Source organism: Flavobacterium sp. KY-23415 (assembly GCF_055384985.1).
The window spans coordinates 1,497,464-1,515,625 of the sequence record NZ_AP044001.1; the positions used below are offsets into that span (position 1 = coordinate 1,497,464).

Sequence of the window (18,162 nt, forward strand, 5' to 3'; positions counted from 1 at the left end):
TTTATTTTATTGTTGCTTTAAATAATCTTAATTCATCCCAAGTGATTGATTCTCCATGTTTTTCTTTTAATTCGCTTAAGCTTTGATCGGAATAATCTTTAAAAACTGTTTTTAGTAGATCAATCCTATCTTGTGTTAAAATATTAGAAATATCTACGATTTCCATTTGAATTAATTTTGAAAAATGATTATATATAGTTTGAGTTGTTAATTTTCTACGATTCGCAATTTCTTCTATTGAAATATTTTGATTCCAAAGTGCTAAAGTTTCTTCTATTGTAGATTTCTTTGGTTCTTTGGATTTTTTCTTTTTAGGCTTTGCTTCATAATAACTATTATAGTCATTTTCTTCTTCTATTAAAGTTCCAAATTCTTTTCTAAAACGTTCAGAAACAATGACTAACTTATTAATTTTATAAGTTGCCATATCTTGAGAAGATAAATTTTCTTTGGTTATTTCTTTTCCTTCGGAAATTATTTTTGTAAGTAATTTCGCTTTTTTTATTTTTAAAATTGTATTAATATGAATTTCTTCTAAAATGCATAATTCATCAAAAAAAGCTTTAACTTTTTTTATACGTTTGATTTCTTCAATTTTTAAAAGTAAATCTTCTGAAATGTGATCTAAAATCTGAAAGAAAAAATCATAGGCGGCTATACATCTTTCATTAATATACTCTTTATCAATGCTCTCTTTGGAAAAAAGGGTGTGAAGTTGTGCTAAAAATTTTTCACTAAAAATTTCAATATTAGCCAATTTATCATATTGTAATTTTGCCCAATTTGCATGTTTGGATTTATGAGATTTAGGTGCTTCAGCTTTATAACTATAAAAGTGGTTTCTCCATTCTTGTATTAATTCTTTTAAATTAAACGCATTAGAAAGAGTATTAAAAACAAAATATTGTGTCTCCATTTCTAAAGCATCTTTTAAATTCTCTTCGGTGGATTTATTTTCTGCATATGTAAGTACAGTTGAATCGCTAGAAATACCATTCATTTGTATTTTTGAAAGCAAAATAAGCCCTTTTAAAGACCGTAAACGAGAAAAAGCTACATAAGCTTGCCCAGGTGCAAAAACTTTTGACACATCTAAAACAGCTTTGTCAAACGTTAATCCTTGACTTTTATGAACAGTTATTGCCCAAGCTAATTTGATAGGGTAGTGTACAAAAGTACCAATTACTTCTTCTTCAATTTCTTTTGTATCTTCATTAATTTTGAATCTAATGTTTTGCCATTCATATTTTTCTACATCAATTGTTTTATTTTCGTCTGGAAAATGTACTCGAATTTCTTCATTGGTTAGTGCACTAATAATTCCCATTTTTCCATTAAAATATTGTTTCTCATAACTTAAATCATTTTTTACAAACATGATTTGTGCACCAATTTTTAATTCTAGTTTTTCTTCTAATGGATATATTTTATCTGGAAAATCACCAACAATTTCAGCTTTATAAAAATAGGATTTTCCTTTTAATTCATTTAATGATTGTTCATTAATTGAATCTGCTTTTGAATTATGTGTAGTTAACGTTATGTAACCTTGATTATTTTTGAAATCAAAATCTGGTTGTACAAACTGATTCAAAATTGTAATATCATCCGAAGTAATTTTATTTTGTCGTAGATTATTTAAAATGCGAATGAATTGATCATCAGTTTGGCGATAAATAGTTTCTAATTCTATATAGAGTGGGGGATATTGTTGGATTACATGTGAATGAAAAAAAAACATTCCATTGTAATAATTTTTAAGTAATTGCCATTCTTCGTTTTTAACGACAGGCGGAAGTTGTAATAAATCACCAATAAATAAAACTTGTACACCACCAAATGGTTTTTCTGTTTTTCTAATTTTTCGAAGCATGAAATCTATGGCATCTAAAATATCAGCTCTAAGCATAGATACTTCATCTATGATTAATAATTCCATATTTCTCACAACCGATTTCTTTGAACCATTCATTTTAAAATGTCTTGCTAATGTAGCACGACTTTCAAATTTAATATTTCCTTCAAAAATTGAAATATTTCTGTTTTCAGGTAAAAAAGCCCCAAAAGGTAATTGGAACATAGAATGAATTGTAACACCACCAGCGTTTAAAGCTGCAATTCCTGTTGGTGCGACAACAACAGTATTTTTGTGCGTTGTTTTTATAATCTGTCTTAATAAAGTAGTTTTTCCTGTTCCTGCTTTTCCAGTAAGAAAAATAGATTTATTAGTTTGATTAATAAATTGAAGTGTATAATTAGCTTCGGCTGATAGAAATTCCATATGGCAAATATTTATTATACAAATATAAAGAAATGGAAAATAAAAAAAAGCTCCAAAATTGGAGCTTTTTAAAACTTGGTAGAAAAATTATTTCTTATCGTCTTTTTTTTCATCTACTGGTTCTTCTTCTTTTTTTGCAGTTTTACCACTTTTAGCGGCAAACTCTTCATTAAGTTTTTTTAGAACTTCCTTTGTGATATCATATGGATCTTTAGCAAAAAGAATAGTTTGTGCATCACCTGTTCCGTAAATATAATCATAACCTTCTTTTTTTCCATAAGCTTTGATATAATCTTTTAAACCTGTAACAATTGAATTACGAATACTATCACTTTCAATTTGTATTTGTCTTAAGAATGCATTTTCCTCCATAGATAATTGTTGTTCTCTCTGTTTTAATTCAGCACCTTTCTGCTGTGCCCAAGCCATTCCTTTAATTTGAGCATTTCTTTGAAAACCTGCGGCTTCTGTTTGAAAAGCTTGCATTTTAGCTTCTAATGGTCGTCCTAATTCTTGAGATTTCACTTTGAACTTCTCTTCTTCATCTTTGTACTTGTCATATTCTTTTAAAAGTTCAACAGTATCAATGTAAGCAGTTTTAAAATTTTCTGTTTTATTTTCAGTTTTGTTACAAGAAAATAATGCTAAGGATACTCCTAAAATCAATAAGGCTTTTTTCATTTTTAATTATTGTTATTATTGCTTATGTATATTAAAAAATATTTTTTGTAAAAATAGTAAATCCCTTTAAAGTAACAAATAATGCACGTTTATTAATTATAATAAAATCTTATGTAAAATTTACACAAACATAGGTAAACCTTATAAAAAACATCTTGTTTTAAAGCTTTTATTTAAAAGAAAAAAAATATCTAAATAAAACGCTTGTTTTAAACACTAAAACAAGCTAAAAACGTCTTAAATTAATTATTAGTTCTTTTTTATGATATAAATATGCGAAGAATACTCATTTTTAAAAATTCCAACACAATTTGAAATAATACCAATAAAAAAACCAGCGAAAAAATTTATTTTACCTTTTTTGTTTTTTTCAGATAAAAGAGAAACATAAAAACTATCAAACCACATGGGTTTTACATTAATAAGCTTCATATTGTATTTTTTAAAAAGCAAATCAATTCCCTTTTTTGAAAAATGCCAAAGATGTCTAGGAACATCAAAAGCAGCCCAAAAATTTTTATAGTAATTCGCATCATAAGATTTATAGTTTGGAACTGCAATTATTATTGTTCCATTTGGTTTTAATAATCGCTTCAATTCATTAATTTGAAAATCTAAATTTGGTACATGTTCTAAAACATGCCACATCGTAATTACATCAAAAGACTCATTTTCTAAATTCACTAATTCATCAGCAAGAGTAACGCCCTTGGCAGATGCTATTTCACTAGCTCTTGCACTTGGTTCAATTCCAATAGAAATCCAATTTGCTTTTTTAGCAGCAACTAAAAAATCTCCAGTGCCAGCACCTATATCAAGAACAGATCCTTTTACATTGTATTTAGACAAAAGGTTTACTTTTTTTCGAATTGCATTTTTTTTAACTATGTGATATACTTTTTCGAATAGTGTTCTTTTACCATCAGTATGAGAAATATAGTCTTCACTTTCGTAATAGGAGGGAAGCTGTTCTAAAGATGGTTGTGGATCTGTTTTGAGAATTTGATATTCTTCATTTAATAATAAAGAAAAAGATTCTCCCGAAACGGAAAAATCTTTAACTGTGATGTAAATATTGTTTTTTGTAAAATTCATTATAATTTTAAATAATTCAATAATAATAGTTTTAAACGATGATGTTTCACGTGAAACATATTTCTAATTTTATATTTTTAATCAATCTCACAACAAAAATAAAGTTGCTCGTATTATCGTCCCATATAAATTAACAATACAGAAATGTCACTAGGCGATACACCACTAATTCTTGAAGCTTGAGCAATTGTTTTTGGACGTATTTTATTTAATTTTTGTTTAGCTTCAATAGAAATTGATTTTATTTTATCGAAATTAAAATTATCAGGAATAATTACATCTTCTAAACGATTTAATTTATCTGCATGATTTTTTTCTTTTTCAATATAACCTGAATATTTAACTTGAATTTCTGCTTGTTCTATAATTTCATTATCTAAATTATTCTCTAAAACATAATCTTTGACTTTTTTAAATTTTAAAAAATCATCAAGTGATAATTGCGGTCTAGAAAGAACTTTAAACATTTTATCAGGTTGAGACATAGGAGAAGAACCTTTCTCTTCAAGAATAGAATTTGCTTCTTCTGGTTTTAAACTTGTTTCCTTAAAAAAAGTAACCATAGCTTCAGATTTAGAGAATTTTTCTTCCATACGAATTAATCGTTCTTCTTTAGCTAAACCAATTTCATATCCTTTAGGTGTTAAACGGATGTCAGCATTATCCTGACGAAGCAATGTGCGATATTCTGCTCTAGAAGTAAACATTCTATAAGGCTCTTCTGTACCTTTAGTAATTAAATCATCAATTAAAACACCAATATAAGCTTCATTCCGTTTTAAAATAAAAGGTTCTCGCTCTTGTACTTTTAATGCTGCATTGATACCAGCCATCAAACCTTGAGAAGCAGCTTCTTCATAACCTGTTGTACCGTTAATTTGACCCGCAAAATATAATCCATCAACAAGTTTAGTTTCAAGAGTATGTTTTAACTGCGTAGGAGGGAAGTAGTCATATTCAATTGCATATCCTGCTCTGAAGAATTTTACATTTTCAAACCCAGCTACAGAGCGTATTGCTTTGAATTGTACATCTTCAGGTAAAGATGTAGAAAAGCCATTAACATAAACTTCTACAGTATTCCATCCTTCAGGTTCTACAAATAACTGATGACGTTCTTTATCTGCAAAACGATTAATTTTGTCTTCAATAGAAGGACAATAACGTGGCCCTATACTTTTAATTCGTCCATTAAACATAGGGCTGCGATCAAAACCTTCACGTAATAAATCATGTACTTCCGTAGAAGTATATGTCATCCAACAAGAACGTTGTACAGAAAGTGGTTTTGTGATATTCGAATAAGAAAACTTATCTGGAATAACATCACCAGGTTGTTCTATCATTTTGGAATAATCTAAAGAGCGACCATCAACTCGTGGAGGTGTACCAGTTTTCATTCTACCTGATTCAAAACCTAGTTTCAATAAATCTTCAGTTATTCCAAATGAAGCTCCTTCACCAGCACGACCACCACCAAACTGTTTATCTCCAATATGGATTAAACCATTTAAAAAAGTACCGTTCGTTAAAATAACAGTTTTACTTTTAATCTCAATTCCTAAAGAAGTTTTAACCCCAACTAATTTACCATTTTCAGATAAAATACCAGAAACCATTTCCTGATAAAAATCAAGATTTGGTGTTTGTTCTAGCATCAATCTCCATTCTTCAGCAAAACGCATACGATCACTTTGAACACGAGGAGACCACATGGCAGGGCCTTTTGATTTATTCAACATTTTAAATTGAATCGCAGTTTTGTCTGAAACAATTCCAGAATAACCTCCTAATGCATCAATTTCACGTACTATTTGTCCTTTTGCAATTCCGCCCATAGCTGGGTTGCAAGACATTTGAGCAATATTTTGCAAACTCATTGTTACTAATAGGGTAGAGCATCCCATATTCGCTGCTGCTGCTGCTGCCTCACAACCTGCATGACCACCACCAACAACTATAACATCATATTTTTCTTGAAATAAACTCATGTAAAAATTTAAAAATTTTCGATTGCTTTTTTTTTTAAAAAAAAAGCAATCGTTTTACTATAATTAATTAAATTGTTTCACGTGGAACATGTTATTTTTTTATTTTAAAAAATTTATTATGTTTCACGTGGAACATGTTATTTTATAATTTATTACTACTACTAAATATGTTTCACGTGGAACATATAAAAGGAAAATAATTGTATGATACTAATGTTTCACGTGGAACATATTTATTTTTTCATTTTCCTTGTTACGCATTATAAGTTCGTCTGTGCTAGATTTATCTTTATAACCACAATAATGCATAACACCATGTATAATAACTCGTTTTAATTCTTCTTCAAAAGTTGTATTAAAGTCTATAGCATTATCCTTAACTCTTTCTATAGAAATAAAAATATCTCCACTTATAATATCACCTTCTGTGTAATCAAAACTAATAATATCAGTGAGAGTATCATGGTTTAGATATTCTACATTAATCTTATGTAAATAATTATCATCACAAAAAACATAAGTAAGTTCTCCGAGTAGTTTGTTTTCTGAAAGAATACTTCTTGTAATCCAGTCTTCATAAACAGATTCGTTATCTAAAATAAAATCTGTTTCGTAATTAAAATTAATCATTTGTTTTAAAATATTTTTGAACTTTCTGATTGAAATTCGGTTGTAAAGGTAGTCTTTGTCTATTTAATATTTCTATACTATTTAAATATTCTTTAAATTCTTTAGGTAAATTTTCTATAGAACCATTGAATTCATCCTTATTCGTTTTAGATTTACGTTTAGTGTCTTCTCCTTGTTGCTGTATTGCATTTTCAAGTTTTAATAATTCATGCTTCAAATTTAAAATCTTAGAAAGTGTTTGATTATTAAAACCTTTATTAATGAGTTGCTTTTCTATGTTCTTCATTTGGTTTAATGCGTTTTGTCCTATACCTGACATCCCTTCTTTTTCTAATGCTTTTTGTAAAGCATCACGTAATTGTTGTTGTTCCTTTATTATTTCTAAAACTTTACCTGCATTACCTTCCTGACCATTGTCACCTTGTGAATCACCAACTGAACCTTCACCTTGTTTATTACCTTTACCATCCTTTTTCCCATCTTTACCACCAGGTTTATTACCTTCCTTTTCTCCTTCTTTTTCACCTGGCTTTTTTCCTTGTTGCATACCTTCTTTCATTTTTTCTCCTAAACCTTGTTGTTGCATGATTATATCTGGCAATTGCATCCCTTTTCCGTTTTTAGGTTTACCCGAACCACTTCCTTGCATTTGCATATCGTCTCTAACATTACTAAGGTAATCAGCTAATTTATTAGCTGCACTTAAAACATAATGCTGATGCGAGGTACCTTTGTTAATTTGGTTTTCTGCCAAAGTAGAAAGAGATTTATCAAGATTATAATGAATTTCGCCTACCTCATTTAATATCTTTTCACTAATCATAGGATTACGCAATGAAATAGCGAATAGGCTATCATCAATATGCTTAAATTGATTTTTTAAATCTTGCTGTTCTTTAAGAAGCTTATTAAAATTAACAGATCTATTATTAGACTTCTTGGTTAAGGCTAATAATTCTTCTTCATCAAAAGAAAAAGAAAGGAGATTGTCTAGAATTTGTCTAAGCACTTTAGCATCTTCTTCTAATTGTTCCTGAGAACCACTAGACATTGAGGCAGACATTTTCTGACTCATTTCTTTCATTTTGTTAGCGGCTTTTTTTTGTTTTTCCTTTGCACTAGATTTATTGTCTTTCTGTAATTCTTCTTCTGCTTTATTTAAATCATTTTGAATATCTTTTTGTTCATTTTTATCTACTGGAATATCGAGAGGTGATTTTAAATCTTTATTATCTTTATCTAAAGCATCTAATTCTTTCTTTATATCATCAAACTGTTTTGTTAAATCTTTCTGTTTATCTAAATTATTAGATTTATCATCTGCTAATTTCTCTTCTTTATTAGCAAGTTTATCAAGTTTATCAGCAATTTGTTCTGCCTTCTTTTCTACATAAAAACGTTTTGTAAGTTCTACTAATTGTTCGAGATTCTTAGATTGGGTCTTACTATTTTGTTTTAATTGATCAGACTTTTCTAATATTTTTTCTTTATCTAGTTTATCGGAAAGTTCTTCTAACTCTTTAAGTAATTTTTCGTTTTCTTGAGATTGTTTTTGCGTTTCTTCTAATCTCCTTAAAAGTTCTTCTTTATCTTTATTAAGTTCTTTTGGGTTAAAATCTTCAAGATTATCAGAAAGTTTTTTAGAGAATTCTTTCATCATTTGATCTTGTTCCTTTTGTTTTTTTATAAAATCTTCAATCTTTTTTTGATCTTTGAAATCAAGTTTAGATTTTTCTTTATTTAGTTTTTGAAGTTTATCTAATTCATTGATTTGCTTTTCTTGATTTTCTAACGATTTTTCAAGACTATTTATATTTTCATTCTGATCTTTTAATAATTTGTCTTCTACTTGCTCAGAAGTTAATTCATAGTGCTTAAAAATACTAGATTTTGTACTTTTAAAATTATTAACTATATCATTATCAAATACTTCAAAATAATATTCGTAATTATTTCCTTCTTTTAAAGATAAACCAGAAGGAAAAACATACATAAAACGATCAACTGCATCATTTTTGATAGACAATGCTTTTTTAAACAAAATATTTGGGTTAGATTTTTCATAATAAACAACATTTAATTTAGTTAAGCCATAGTCATCCGCAATATGGCCAATAATAATTTTCTCTTTAATAGATAAACTATCAGGAGCAAACTGTACATTGATTGTTGGATATTGATCTTTAATAATTGAAATTTGATAATTCAGTTTTTCAAAATTTGAAACATTACTATTAGATGTAATTATTTGATAATTTAAGTCACTTTTTAATTTTAAGGAATAATTAAATAAAGATTCATCTTTTAAAAAATGAGATTTTGTATTGTTAAAAACAAAATCAATATTAGAAGTTGACTCCGTATCAATTTTCCATTTAATTATTGTTCCTTCAGGAACGATTGCATTTCCAGAACCTGAAATTGTTTCATTACTTTTCTTTAGATAGGATGGATATTGTAGGAACATTTCAAAATTAGCAATAGAAGGAACATCTAAAACTTTTAAAGAATATTCTTTGGAAATGATATTATTAGATTGAATATAAAAATTAGTATTTTTAGAAACATTGCTAAAAGTATAAGTAAATAAACCATTTCCTAAATTTTCTAAAAAATATTCTTCTTCTCCAATAATAATAGAAGCATTATCAGGAATAATTTTTCCAATTGCTTGGACCTCTAGAACAAAATCAGTATTCTGTTGCATAGATAAACTTTTATTTAAAACTGAAAACTGGAATGGAGCAGGAGGTGAGTATAATGTTTGGTAATGAACAACACGGTCTAAACTATTAGAGATAATATTTGCATTACCAGAAACAAAAAATAAAATTAAAAGAAAAACAGGAAAAATTAAATAAGGTAAAAAACGTTTATTTTTTGAAAATGAAATTGCATTTGAAAAAGGAATTGGTTGAAGACTCTTAGCTTTTTGTTCGATTGAAGCAATTAATAATTCTGACTTAGACTCTTTAGAAGATAATTGTAAAAAGTTTAATAATGAATCTTTAACTTCCGAAAAATGGTTTCCAATAATGACGGAAGCTTCTTTATAATCTAAACCTCTTTGAAGTTTAAATAATTTAAAAACAGGAAAAATTATAAAACGTAACAAAAGAAAAACTTCAACTATAACAAACATCCAAAATAATATTGTTCGTCCTAAAGTAGATAACCATAAAAAATGTTCAACTAAAAGTATAAAAATAAAATATAACAAACCCAAACCACAAAAAAGTATAGCTCCTTTTATGAGTTCATTGATATAAAATTTTTTAATAAATGATTCTAACTTACTATAAATAACAGACTTCATTTTGTATATTTTAGGACGTTCAATTATAACTGATAAAATTACAATTTTATTGAATATAAAGGCTATAAAAAAATTGTAACTTTAAATGACAGAAAAATTACTATTTGATTACTTATTAAAAACGATTTTTTCATTTTTAAATTAATCAAAGAAAAACACATTCATAAAAATATAAAATGAACTAAAAGAAAAGAAACAATTAGAAACACAATGATAATGACATTACTAGTTTTTTATAAAAATGCAATAAACTATCTTTGCAATAGAAAAAATAGAAAAAATGTCAAGACCAGTTAGAGTACGATTTGCTCCAAGTCCAACAGGACCATTACACATTGGTGGTGTTAGAACCGCATTATTTAATTATTTATTTGCTAAAAAAAACGGTGGTACTTTCTATATTAGAATAGAAGATACAGACCAAACTCGTTTTGTTGCAGAAGCCGAAGATTATATATTTGAAGCATTAGAATGGTTAGGAATTTCACCAGATGAAACTATTGGTAAAAACGAAAAATTTGGACCCTATAGACAAAGTGAAAGGAAAGAAATATATAAACAATATGCTGAACAATTAATAAATTCTGGTTGGGCATATTATGCTTTTGACTCAAGTGAAAAATTAGAAGACTTAAGAAAAGAAGCAGAAAACAATAAAACTACATTCATCTATAACCACACTATTAGAGAAACATTAGATACTTCTTTAAAATTAACAAAAGAAGAAATAGAAAAAAGAATTGAAAATGGAGAACATTATGTGATTCGTTTTAAAACTCCTGTTAATAAAACATTAGAGATTAATGATCTTATTCGTGGAACAGTAAAATTCGATACTAATCTTTTAGACGATAAAGTCTTATTTAAAAGTGATGGAATGCCAACATATCATTTAGCAAATATTGTTGATGATCATTTAATGGAAACCTCACACGTCATTAGAGGAGAAGAATGGTTACCAAGTGTACCTTTACATTATTTATTATATAAAGCTTTTGAATGGGAAGCACCAGATTTTGCACATTTACCATTAATACTAAAACCAGTGGGAAATGGAAAATTATCTAAAAGAGATGGCGATAAAATGGGCTTTCCTGTTTTTCCATTAGAATGGAAAACAGCAGAAGGTACAGCTATGGGATATAGAGAAAATGGATTTTTTCCAGAAGCAGTTGTTAACTTTTTAGCGTTATTAGGTTGGAATGATGGAACAGAACAAGAATTATTTTCAATAGAAGAATTAATTGAAAAGTTCGATTTAGCAAGAATTCATAAATCAGGAGCAAAATTTGATCCAGAGAAAAACAAATGGTTTAATCATAAATATCTTCAAAAGAAAGAAGATGGGAAATTAGCTGAATTATTTAAAATTGAATTGGAAAAAAAGAATGTAACAACTTCCTTAGATATAACAAAAATTGTTAGCTTGGTTAAAGAACGAGCTAATTTTGTAACAGAATTTTGGGAATTATCAGATTACTTCTTTGTAGCTCCGAATGAATATGATGCAAAAGCAAGTAAAAACTGGAAAGAGGAAACTCCAAAATTAATGCAAAAAGTAATTACAGAATTAGAAACTATTTCAGATTTTACTTCATTAAATATAGAAACGCTTTTAAAAGAATGGATGACACAAAATGAAATAGGAATGGGTAAAGTGATGCAACCACTTCGATTGAGCCTTGTGGGTGCTTTAAAAGGGCCTCATTTGTTCGATATTATTGAAATGATAGGAAAAGAAGAAACAGTAAAAAGAATAGAAAAAGCAATTGCAACATTATAAAAAACAAGAAACCCAGCAAAATTGCTGGGTTTTTATTTAAAGATATACAGTAATCATACCGCTAAGTATACCATAATTGGCTTTAAACTTCTTATCACCATTTAAAAGTTTTAATTCATCTTTTTTATTAAGGTTATTCATAAAATTATTTACTCCATATTGATAAGAAACATGTAATCTTAAATTTTTAATTCCGGCTGTAACACCCGCATAAATATTACCATTAAACTTTGTAACATCAACAATATCTTTAGCAAATAAAGGACTATCTTTTAATATCTTCAATTCATCATCTTTATCAATAGCCAATTTTCCGTTAATTTGAAGTACTGGTCCAATTTCAAAAGTTAAATGATTTTCAATAATCATATAACTTCCTGTTAAATAAATTTGAGCTGCAGATAATTTATAATTAATATCTTTAGAACCTAACAAAGGAGAAAGACTAAAATTACTTTCAGTAAAATTCATACCAAAAGCCATTTGCCAATTATTATAATAATTACCTCTTAAAGAGAAACCACCTATCCAGCCACTTCCAGGTTTAGCATTAAACTGATCAGAGAAAACACTCATTTGAGTTAAACCTCCAGAAATTCCAATTCTATTACTATCTCTTCTATTGTATTGCGCATTGACGGAAAACACAAATAATAAACAAAACAAGCAAACAATCCTTTTCATATATTTAAATTTTATAGTTAATAGTCAAAAAAACTTTAAAAAACATATTATTAAAGTCTAAGTAAATAGTAAACAATAACAAGAGATGTATTTAAATAAATTCAAAAATAGTTTTAATATTTATATTTTGTAACTTTTTACGATAAAAAGCGTATAATAACTATAAACCAATTAAATCAACATTATGAATCCATTAGTAATAATATTCCTTGTATTAGGGTTATTTATTTTTTTAAGTTCTTTCTTTACTGTCAAACAACAAACTGCTGCAATTATTGAGCGCTTTGGGAAATATGCTAGTACACGCAGCTCTGGATTGCAATTAAAAGTTCCTATAGTAGATAGAATTGCAGGAAAAGTAAATTTAAGAATACAACAATTAGATGTTATCATTGAAACAAAAACAAAAGATAACGTGTTTGTTAAACTTAAAGTTTCTGTACAATTTAAAGTTTTACAAGAAAAAGTATATGAAGCTTTCTATAAACTAGAATATCCACATGATCAAATTACTTCATATGTTTTTGATGTTGTTCGTGCAGAAGTACCTAAATTAAAATTAGATGACGTTTTTGAAAGAAAAGATGATATTGCTATAGCAGTGAAAAGAGAGCTTAATGAAGCCATGTCAACCTATGGGTATGATATCATCAATACATTAATTACAGATATTGATCCAGATATTCAGGTAAAAAATGCAATGAACAGAATTAATGCTGCAGATAGAGAAAAAACAGCTGCAGAATATGAAGCAGAAGCAGGAAGAATTAGAATTGTAGCAAAAGCAAAAGCAGAAGCAGAAAGCAAAAGATTACAAGGACAAGGAATTGCAGATCAACGAAGAGAAATTGCAAGAGGATTAGTAGAATCTGTAGATGTATTGAATAGAGTAGGGATAAATTCTCAAGAAGCTTCTGCACTAATTGTAGTAACACAACATTATGATACATTGCAAGCCATTGGTGCAGATGCAAACAGTAATTTAATACTCCTACCAAATTCACCTCAAGCTGGTAGCGAAATGTTAAACAACATGGTGGCAAGTTTTACAGCAAGTAATCAAGTTGGTGAAGCAATGAAAAAAGCCAACAGTACTAAAAGAGTAGATGGAGGTAAAAAAGATATTTTCGGAGGAACAGAAGAAAATAAAAACGAAGAATAGAAAAATTTAAATTTTTTAAAAACCATCAATTGAAAATTGGTGGTTTTTTTTTGCAAAAAATAAAAAAGTCGTAATAAACAGTTTTAAAGATACAACTTAATAATAAGTATATAATTTATCATTAAAATTTTAAAAACTTATTAAAACGAAAATAATGAAGTTTATTTTAATAAGTAAAAATTATTATATAAGTAAAAATTATCAATTAAAATAATAAAAAACTAAAAAACCATTTTAAAGCGATATTAAAGACTTAAAATAATAAAATATAAAAATATATTATTCGTTTTTATTATTTAATTTAAAAAGAGATATAGAACTTAATATTAATAAATTAAAATTATTTTAAATTTCAAATCAATAATATAAATCAATAATAAATATAATTATATTTTATATTAAAAAACATAAGTAAAATTGATAAATAGATAAGTAAATTAATAAAAATCATTTTAAGGTTATTTAAAGACTTTAAAATTAAAAAATATAAAATTATATGTCTCATTTTTTTAAATTGATTAAAACTTAAATAAAAGACTAAATAACTATAATAAAAATTTATTAATTTACAATAAAAATAATTTTTAATTATAATAAAAAAAGCACTGAAATTTCAGTGCTTTAATAAAAATAATTTATTTTATCTATTTAGATTCAATTTTTGCCCAAGTATCTCTCAAACCAACTGTTTTGTTAAAAACTAATTTTTCAGCACTTGAATCTTTATCTACACAAAAATATCCTAAACGTTGAAATTGAAAATGATCAAGTTCTTTTGCAGATTGTAAACTAGGTTCAAGATATCCAGTAATAACTTCTAAAGAATTAGGGTTAATATATTCTTTGAAATCGACTTCTTTATTACCATCTGGATTTTCATTTGTAAACAATCTATCATATATTCTTACTTCTGCTTCAATTGCATGACTTGTAGATACCCAATGAATTGTACCTTTCACTTTTCTTTTACTTGCTTCTGAACCACTTCCAGATTTAGAATCAGCATCATAGGTACAATGAATCTCAGTGATATTACCAAATTCATCTTTTATAACAGACTCACCTTTAATGATATATGCATTTTTTAAACGCACTTCTGTACCTAATGTAAGTCTAAAAAACTTCTTATGAGCTTCTTCTTGAAAATCTTCTCTTTCTATAAATAATTCTTTAGAAAATGGCAATTTTCTATAAGTCATTACTTCGTCTTCCGGATTATTTTCAGCATCTAACCATTCTTCTTGGCCATCAGGATAATTAGTAATAATCAACTTAACAGGATTTAAAACAGCCATAACTCTTGGTGCTACTTTATTTAAATCTTCACGAACAAAGAAGTCTAATAAAGAAACGTCAATTAAATTATCACGTTTGGCAATACCTATGGTTTTAGCGAAATTACGAATAGCAGTAGCAGTAATTCCTCTTCTTCTCATACCAGAAATGGTACTCATTCGAGGATCATCCCAACCTGTAACATACTTTTCTTCAACTAATTGTAATAATTTTCTTTTAGAAACAACAGTATGAGAAAGATTTCTACGTGCAAATTCTCTTTGCTTAGGACGCACTTTGGTTTCATCATATATTTGATTCAAAAACCAATCGTATAATTCTCTATGTGGTAAAAATTCGAGTGTACAAAATGAGTGTGAAACTTGCTCTAAATAATCACTTTCACCATGTGCCCAATCATACATAGGGTAAATACACCAATCATTACCCGTTCTATGATGATGTGCATGCATAATTCTATAAATTATAGGATCACGCATCAACATATTATTAGCATTCATAGATATTTTAGCACGAAGAACATGAGTTCCTTTTTCAAATTCACCATTCTTCATACGCTCAAATAGATCTAAATTCTCTTCTATAGAACGATCTCTAAAAGGTGAATTTGTACCTGTTTGAGTTGGAGTTCCTTTCTGTAAAGCCATTTCTTCAGAAGATTGACTATCGACATAGGCTTTTCCTTTTTTAATTAAAATAACAGCCCAATCATATAATTGTTGGAAATAATCAGAAGCATAACACTCTTTATCCCATTTAAAACCTAGCCATTCAACATCTTTCTTTATAGCATCTACATATTCCTGCTCTTCTTTAGAAGGATTTGTATCATCAAAACGAAGATTAACAGGTGCATTATAGTCATTACCTAAACCAAAATTTAAGCAAATAGCACTAGCATGACCCACGTGAAGATAGCCGTTTGGCTCTGGAGGAAAACGAAAACGTAATTTATCTTTAGATAAGCCATTTTTTAAATCTTCCTCAATGATTTGTTCAATAAAATTCAATGATTTTTCTTCAGTTGACATAATAATTCTCTTTCTTTTTACAAAGATAGAAAATGTTTAATTGTTTAAAGTTTAAAGTTGTTCAAATTAATTTAAAAAAACATCTTAACTTTGAAGACATTACAATAAATTAGAAGAAATGGGAATCATAAAATTAAATAATATACGAACATTTTCCTATCATGGTTGCTTAGTAGAAGAAGGAAAAATTGGAAGTGATTATTCTGTAGATTTAGAAATTAAAACAGATTTAAGAAAATCTGCTGAAACTGATGATCTACACGACACTGTAGATTATGTAGATTTAAATAGGATAGTAGTGGAAGAAATGAGTGTTAGAGCAAAACTCTTGGAGCATGTAGCACACAGAATTATTGTACGCATTTTCAAAGAGTTACCACAAGTATCAAGGATAAAATTAGCAGTTTCTAAACTAAATCCACCAATTGGAGGTGATGTAGCATCTGTAACTATTGAGATGGAAGAATATAGAAACTAAAAAATTGTACTACAAAAAATTGATAAGACGCTAGATTTTTTAAAATATATTTATATATTTGCAATCCAATCACAAGGCGTCGTGGCCGAGCGGCTAGGCACCGGTCTGCAAAACCGTCTACTCCGGTTCGAATCCGGACGATGCCTCTAAAAGAGTTACAGCAATGTAGCTCTTTTTTTTTGATAAATTTTTAGAAGAAATTAATTAAAATATACTGAATCAGGACGATAGTTCAAAAGAGTTAAAAGGCTGTAGCTCTTTTTTATGATAAATTTTTAATTCTTAAAAAAAAAGTATGTATAAAAATCTATACATACTTTAATTCTTAAAATTTTCTATTACTTCTTTTATTTTATCTTTTTCCTTAGGAAAAAAACCTTGTAAAACAAAAAAGAAGCCAAAAATTAAAATAATAATACTAATTATCCTTTTAATTTTATAAATATTTAAAGGAGTTAATCTGTGTTTTAATTGTTTCGCTAATAATATCTTAGCAATATCGAAAAGTAAATAAAAAACTAAAATCGCGGTGAAGAAAATAAAAATCCTTTGTGTATTCATTTCCATTTGCGGACCATAGTTGATAATTACCATTAACCAAAAGCCTAAGACACCAATATTAATAAAGTTTAAAAGAAAACCTTTAAAAAAAAGGGCAAAATAATTATTCTTTTGAATATTATCTTCATCTACAATATCTTCCTGTTGTTTTTTAAAATTCTTCTTTAATAATACAAATGAAACAATACCATAAACAAGCATAATACAACCACCAATTATAAATAGGAAAGGGTTATCTTTAACTTGTTCAAGTAATTGATTTGTACTAAAATAAGCAATCAATATAAAAATAATATCGGCAAATACAATTCCTAAATCTAAAGTAAATGCTGCACGAAAGCCTTTAACAATACTTGTTTCTAAAAGAACAAAAAAACCAGGACCTATAGAAAAAGCTAAAAGCAACCCCCAAGGAATTGCTGTTAATAAATCTTGCCACATAGAAAAAGCAATAAATTAATGTTAGTAATACGAAGTTAACAAAAAAAAACTACTTCGCTTGTTCAATAGAACCACCAGCAACTATTTTTTGGTCTATTTGCTTAGGTTTTCCATAGATTAAGATACTACCACCAGCTCTCACTTTAGCATTAACAAAATCGGTAGCATTAATAGTTCCTTTTCCTCCTGTATTAGCTGTTATAATTGTTTGCTTTGTAATTAACTTCTCTGCTTCATATTTAGCCCCTGAATTAACTAAAATATCTGCATAAGCAACTTTACCATTTAGTTCGAGAACACTGCCTTGAGATAATTTTGCACTTAATCTATCTACATCTAAATGTAATTTTATAGAAGAAGATTCTTTAGCTATAATATTAAAATTTATGGCATTAAAAATATCATTAGAAGCTACTCTAGAGCCTTCATTTGCTTCTACTGCTTCAATTTTTTTATAATAAACAGTTGCTGAAACATTATCGCCTTTTAATAAATTACTAAAATTCATTTTTATTTTTAGTTCTCCATTTTTATTGACCAATTCAACATCATCTGCTTTATCTCCTTTTAAAATTACTTTATTAACATCTGAATGTATTAAAAGTACGTCAATTTTATCAAAAGCGGTTACTTTATAAAAATCACCTACTGTTTTTTCAATTTGCGAAAAAGCAACAGAACTAATTAGTAAAAAGCTAAAAACTATTTTCTTCATATTTGTAAAAATTTAAT

13 protein-coding genes and 1 tRNA gene are annotated in these 18,162 nt (G+C 27.5%); 4 read left to right on the top strand and 10 right to left on the bottom strand.

Annotation, left to right across the window (positions count from 1 at the left end; translation table 11 throughout):
• Position 1 precedes the first annotated feature (1 nt).
• The 6 genes from ACZ49Z_RS06665 to ACZ49Z_RS06690 all read right to left on the bottom strand — a co-directional run bounded on the left by ACZ49Z_RS06665 (position 2) and on the right by ACZ49Z_RS06690 (position 9,994).
• Positions 2–2,281: a helix-turn-helix domain-containing protein gene (locus ACZ49Z_RS06665; protein ID WP_464307404.1), complete on the bottom strand. Its 2,280-nt coding sequence runs from the start codon at positions 2,279–2,281 to the stop codon at positions 2–4.
• An 87-nt stretch (positions 2,282–2,368) separates the two neighbouring features.
• The gene (locus ACZ49Z_RS06670) at positions 2,369–2,962 is read right to left on the bottom strand and encodes an OmpH/Skp family outer membrane protein (protein ID WP_464307405.1); all 594 of its coding nucleotides are present in this window, start codon (positions 2,960–2,962) and stop codon (positions 2,369–2,371) included.
• A gap of 249 nt (positions 2,963–3,211) precedes the next feature.
• On the bottom strand, positions 3,212–4,057 hold the full coding sequence (locus ACZ49Z_RS06675) for a class I SAM-dependent methyltransferase (protein ID WP_464307406.1): 846 nt from the start codon (positions 4,055–4,057) through the stop codon (positions 3,212–3,214).
• A 113-nt stretch (positions 4,058–4,170) separates the two neighbouring features.
• Positions 4,171–6,048: a tRNA uridine-5-carboxymethylaminomethyl(34) synthesis enzyme MnmG gene (gene mnmG / locus ACZ49Z_RS06680; RefSeq protein ID WP_464307407.1), complete on the bottom strand. Its 1,878-nt coding sequence runs from the start codon at positions 6,046–6,048 to the stop codon at positions 4,171–4,173.
• Between the two features lie 210 nt (positions 6,049–6,258).
• Entirely contained in the window at positions 6,259–6,678 is a 420-nt protein-coding gene (gene ybeY / locus ACZ49Z_RS06685; protein ID WP_464307408.1) for an rRNA maturation RNase YbeY, read from the bottom strand.
• Positions 6,671–9,994: a hypothetical protein gene (locus tag ACZ49Z_RS06690; RefSeq protein ID WP_464307409.1), complete on the bottom strand. Its 3,324-nt coding sequence runs from the start codon at positions 9,992–9,994 to the stop codon at positions 6,671–6,673. Before ACZ49Z_RS06690 ends, ybeY begins: the two co-directional genes overlap by 8 nt.
• Positions 9,995–10,274: 280 nt before the next feature.
• Between ACZ49Z_RS06690 and gltX the strand changes: the two genes are divergently transcribed.
• A complete protein-coding gene (gltX, locus tag ACZ49Z_RS06695) occupies positions 10,275–11,777 on the top strand; it encodes a glutamate--tRNA ligase (RefSeq protein ID WP_464307410.1) in 1,503 nt (500 codons plus the stop codon).
• A 36-nt stretch (positions 11,778–11,813) separates the two neighbouring features.
• On the opposite strand, the gene ACZ49Z_RS06700 is transcribed toward gltX, so the two are convergent.
• Entirely contained in the window at positions 11,814–12,461 is a 648-nt protein-coding gene (locus ACZ49Z_RS06700) for an outer membrane beta-barrel protein (protein WP_464307411.1), read from the bottom strand.
• Between the two features lie 184 nt (positions 12,462–12,645).
• Between ACZ49Z_RS06700 and ACZ49Z_RS06705 the strand changes: the two genes are divergently transcribed.
• Positions 12,646–13,623: an SPFH domain-containing protein gene (locus ACZ49Z_RS06705; protein ID WP_464307412.1), complete on the top strand. Its 978-nt coding sequence runs from the start codon at positions 12,646–12,648 to the stop codon at positions 13,621–13,623.
• A 644-nt stretch (positions 13,624–14,267) separates the two neighbouring features.
• Here the strand turns inward: ACZ49Z_RS06705 and ACZ49Z_RS06710 are convergent.
• Positions 14,268–15,950, bottom strand: a complete 1,683-nt coding sequence (locus ACZ49Z_RS06710) for a glutamine--tRNA ligase/YqeY domain fusion protein (protein WP_464307413.1) — start codon at positions 15,948–15,950, stop codon at positions 14,268–14,270.
• 118 nt (positions 15,951–16,068) lie between these two features.
• Here ACZ49Z_RS06710 and folB point away from each other — a divergent pair, with 118 nt between their 5' ends.
• Both folB and ACZ49Z_RS06720 read left to right on the top strand, forming a co-directional pair.
• Complete coding sequence (folB, locus tag ACZ49Z_RS06715; protein ID WP_464307414.1) at positions 16,069–16,428, top strand: dihydroneopterin aldolase; 360 nt, start codon at positions 16,069–16,071, stop codon at positions 16,426–16,428.
• Between the two features lie 75 nt (positions 16,429–16,503).
• Positions 16,504–16,574: transfer RNA gene (locus ACZ49Z_RS06720), tRNA-Cys, on the top strand.
• A gap of 172 nt (positions 16,575–16,746) precedes the next feature.
• On the opposite strand, the gene ACZ49Z_RS06725 is transcribed toward ACZ49Z_RS06720, so the two are convergent.
• Together ACZ49Z_RS06725 and ACZ49Z_RS06730 are read right to left on the bottom strand one after the other, a co-directional pair.
• Positions 16,747–17,430, bottom strand: coding sequence for a LysE family translocator (locus ACZ49Z_RS06725; RefSeq protein ID WP_464307415.1), 684 nt, complete (start codon positions 17,428–17,430; stop codon positions 16,747–16,749).
• A 49-nt stretch (positions 17,431–17,479) separates the two neighbouring features.
• The gene (locus ACZ49Z_RS06730) at positions 17,480–18,145 is read right to left on the bottom strand and encodes a head GIN domain-containing protein (RefSeq protein ID WP_464307416.1); all 666 of its coding nucleotides are present in this window, start codon (positions 18,143–18,145) and stop codon (positions 17,480–17,482) included.
• Positions 18,146–18,162 lie beyond the last annotated feature (17 nt).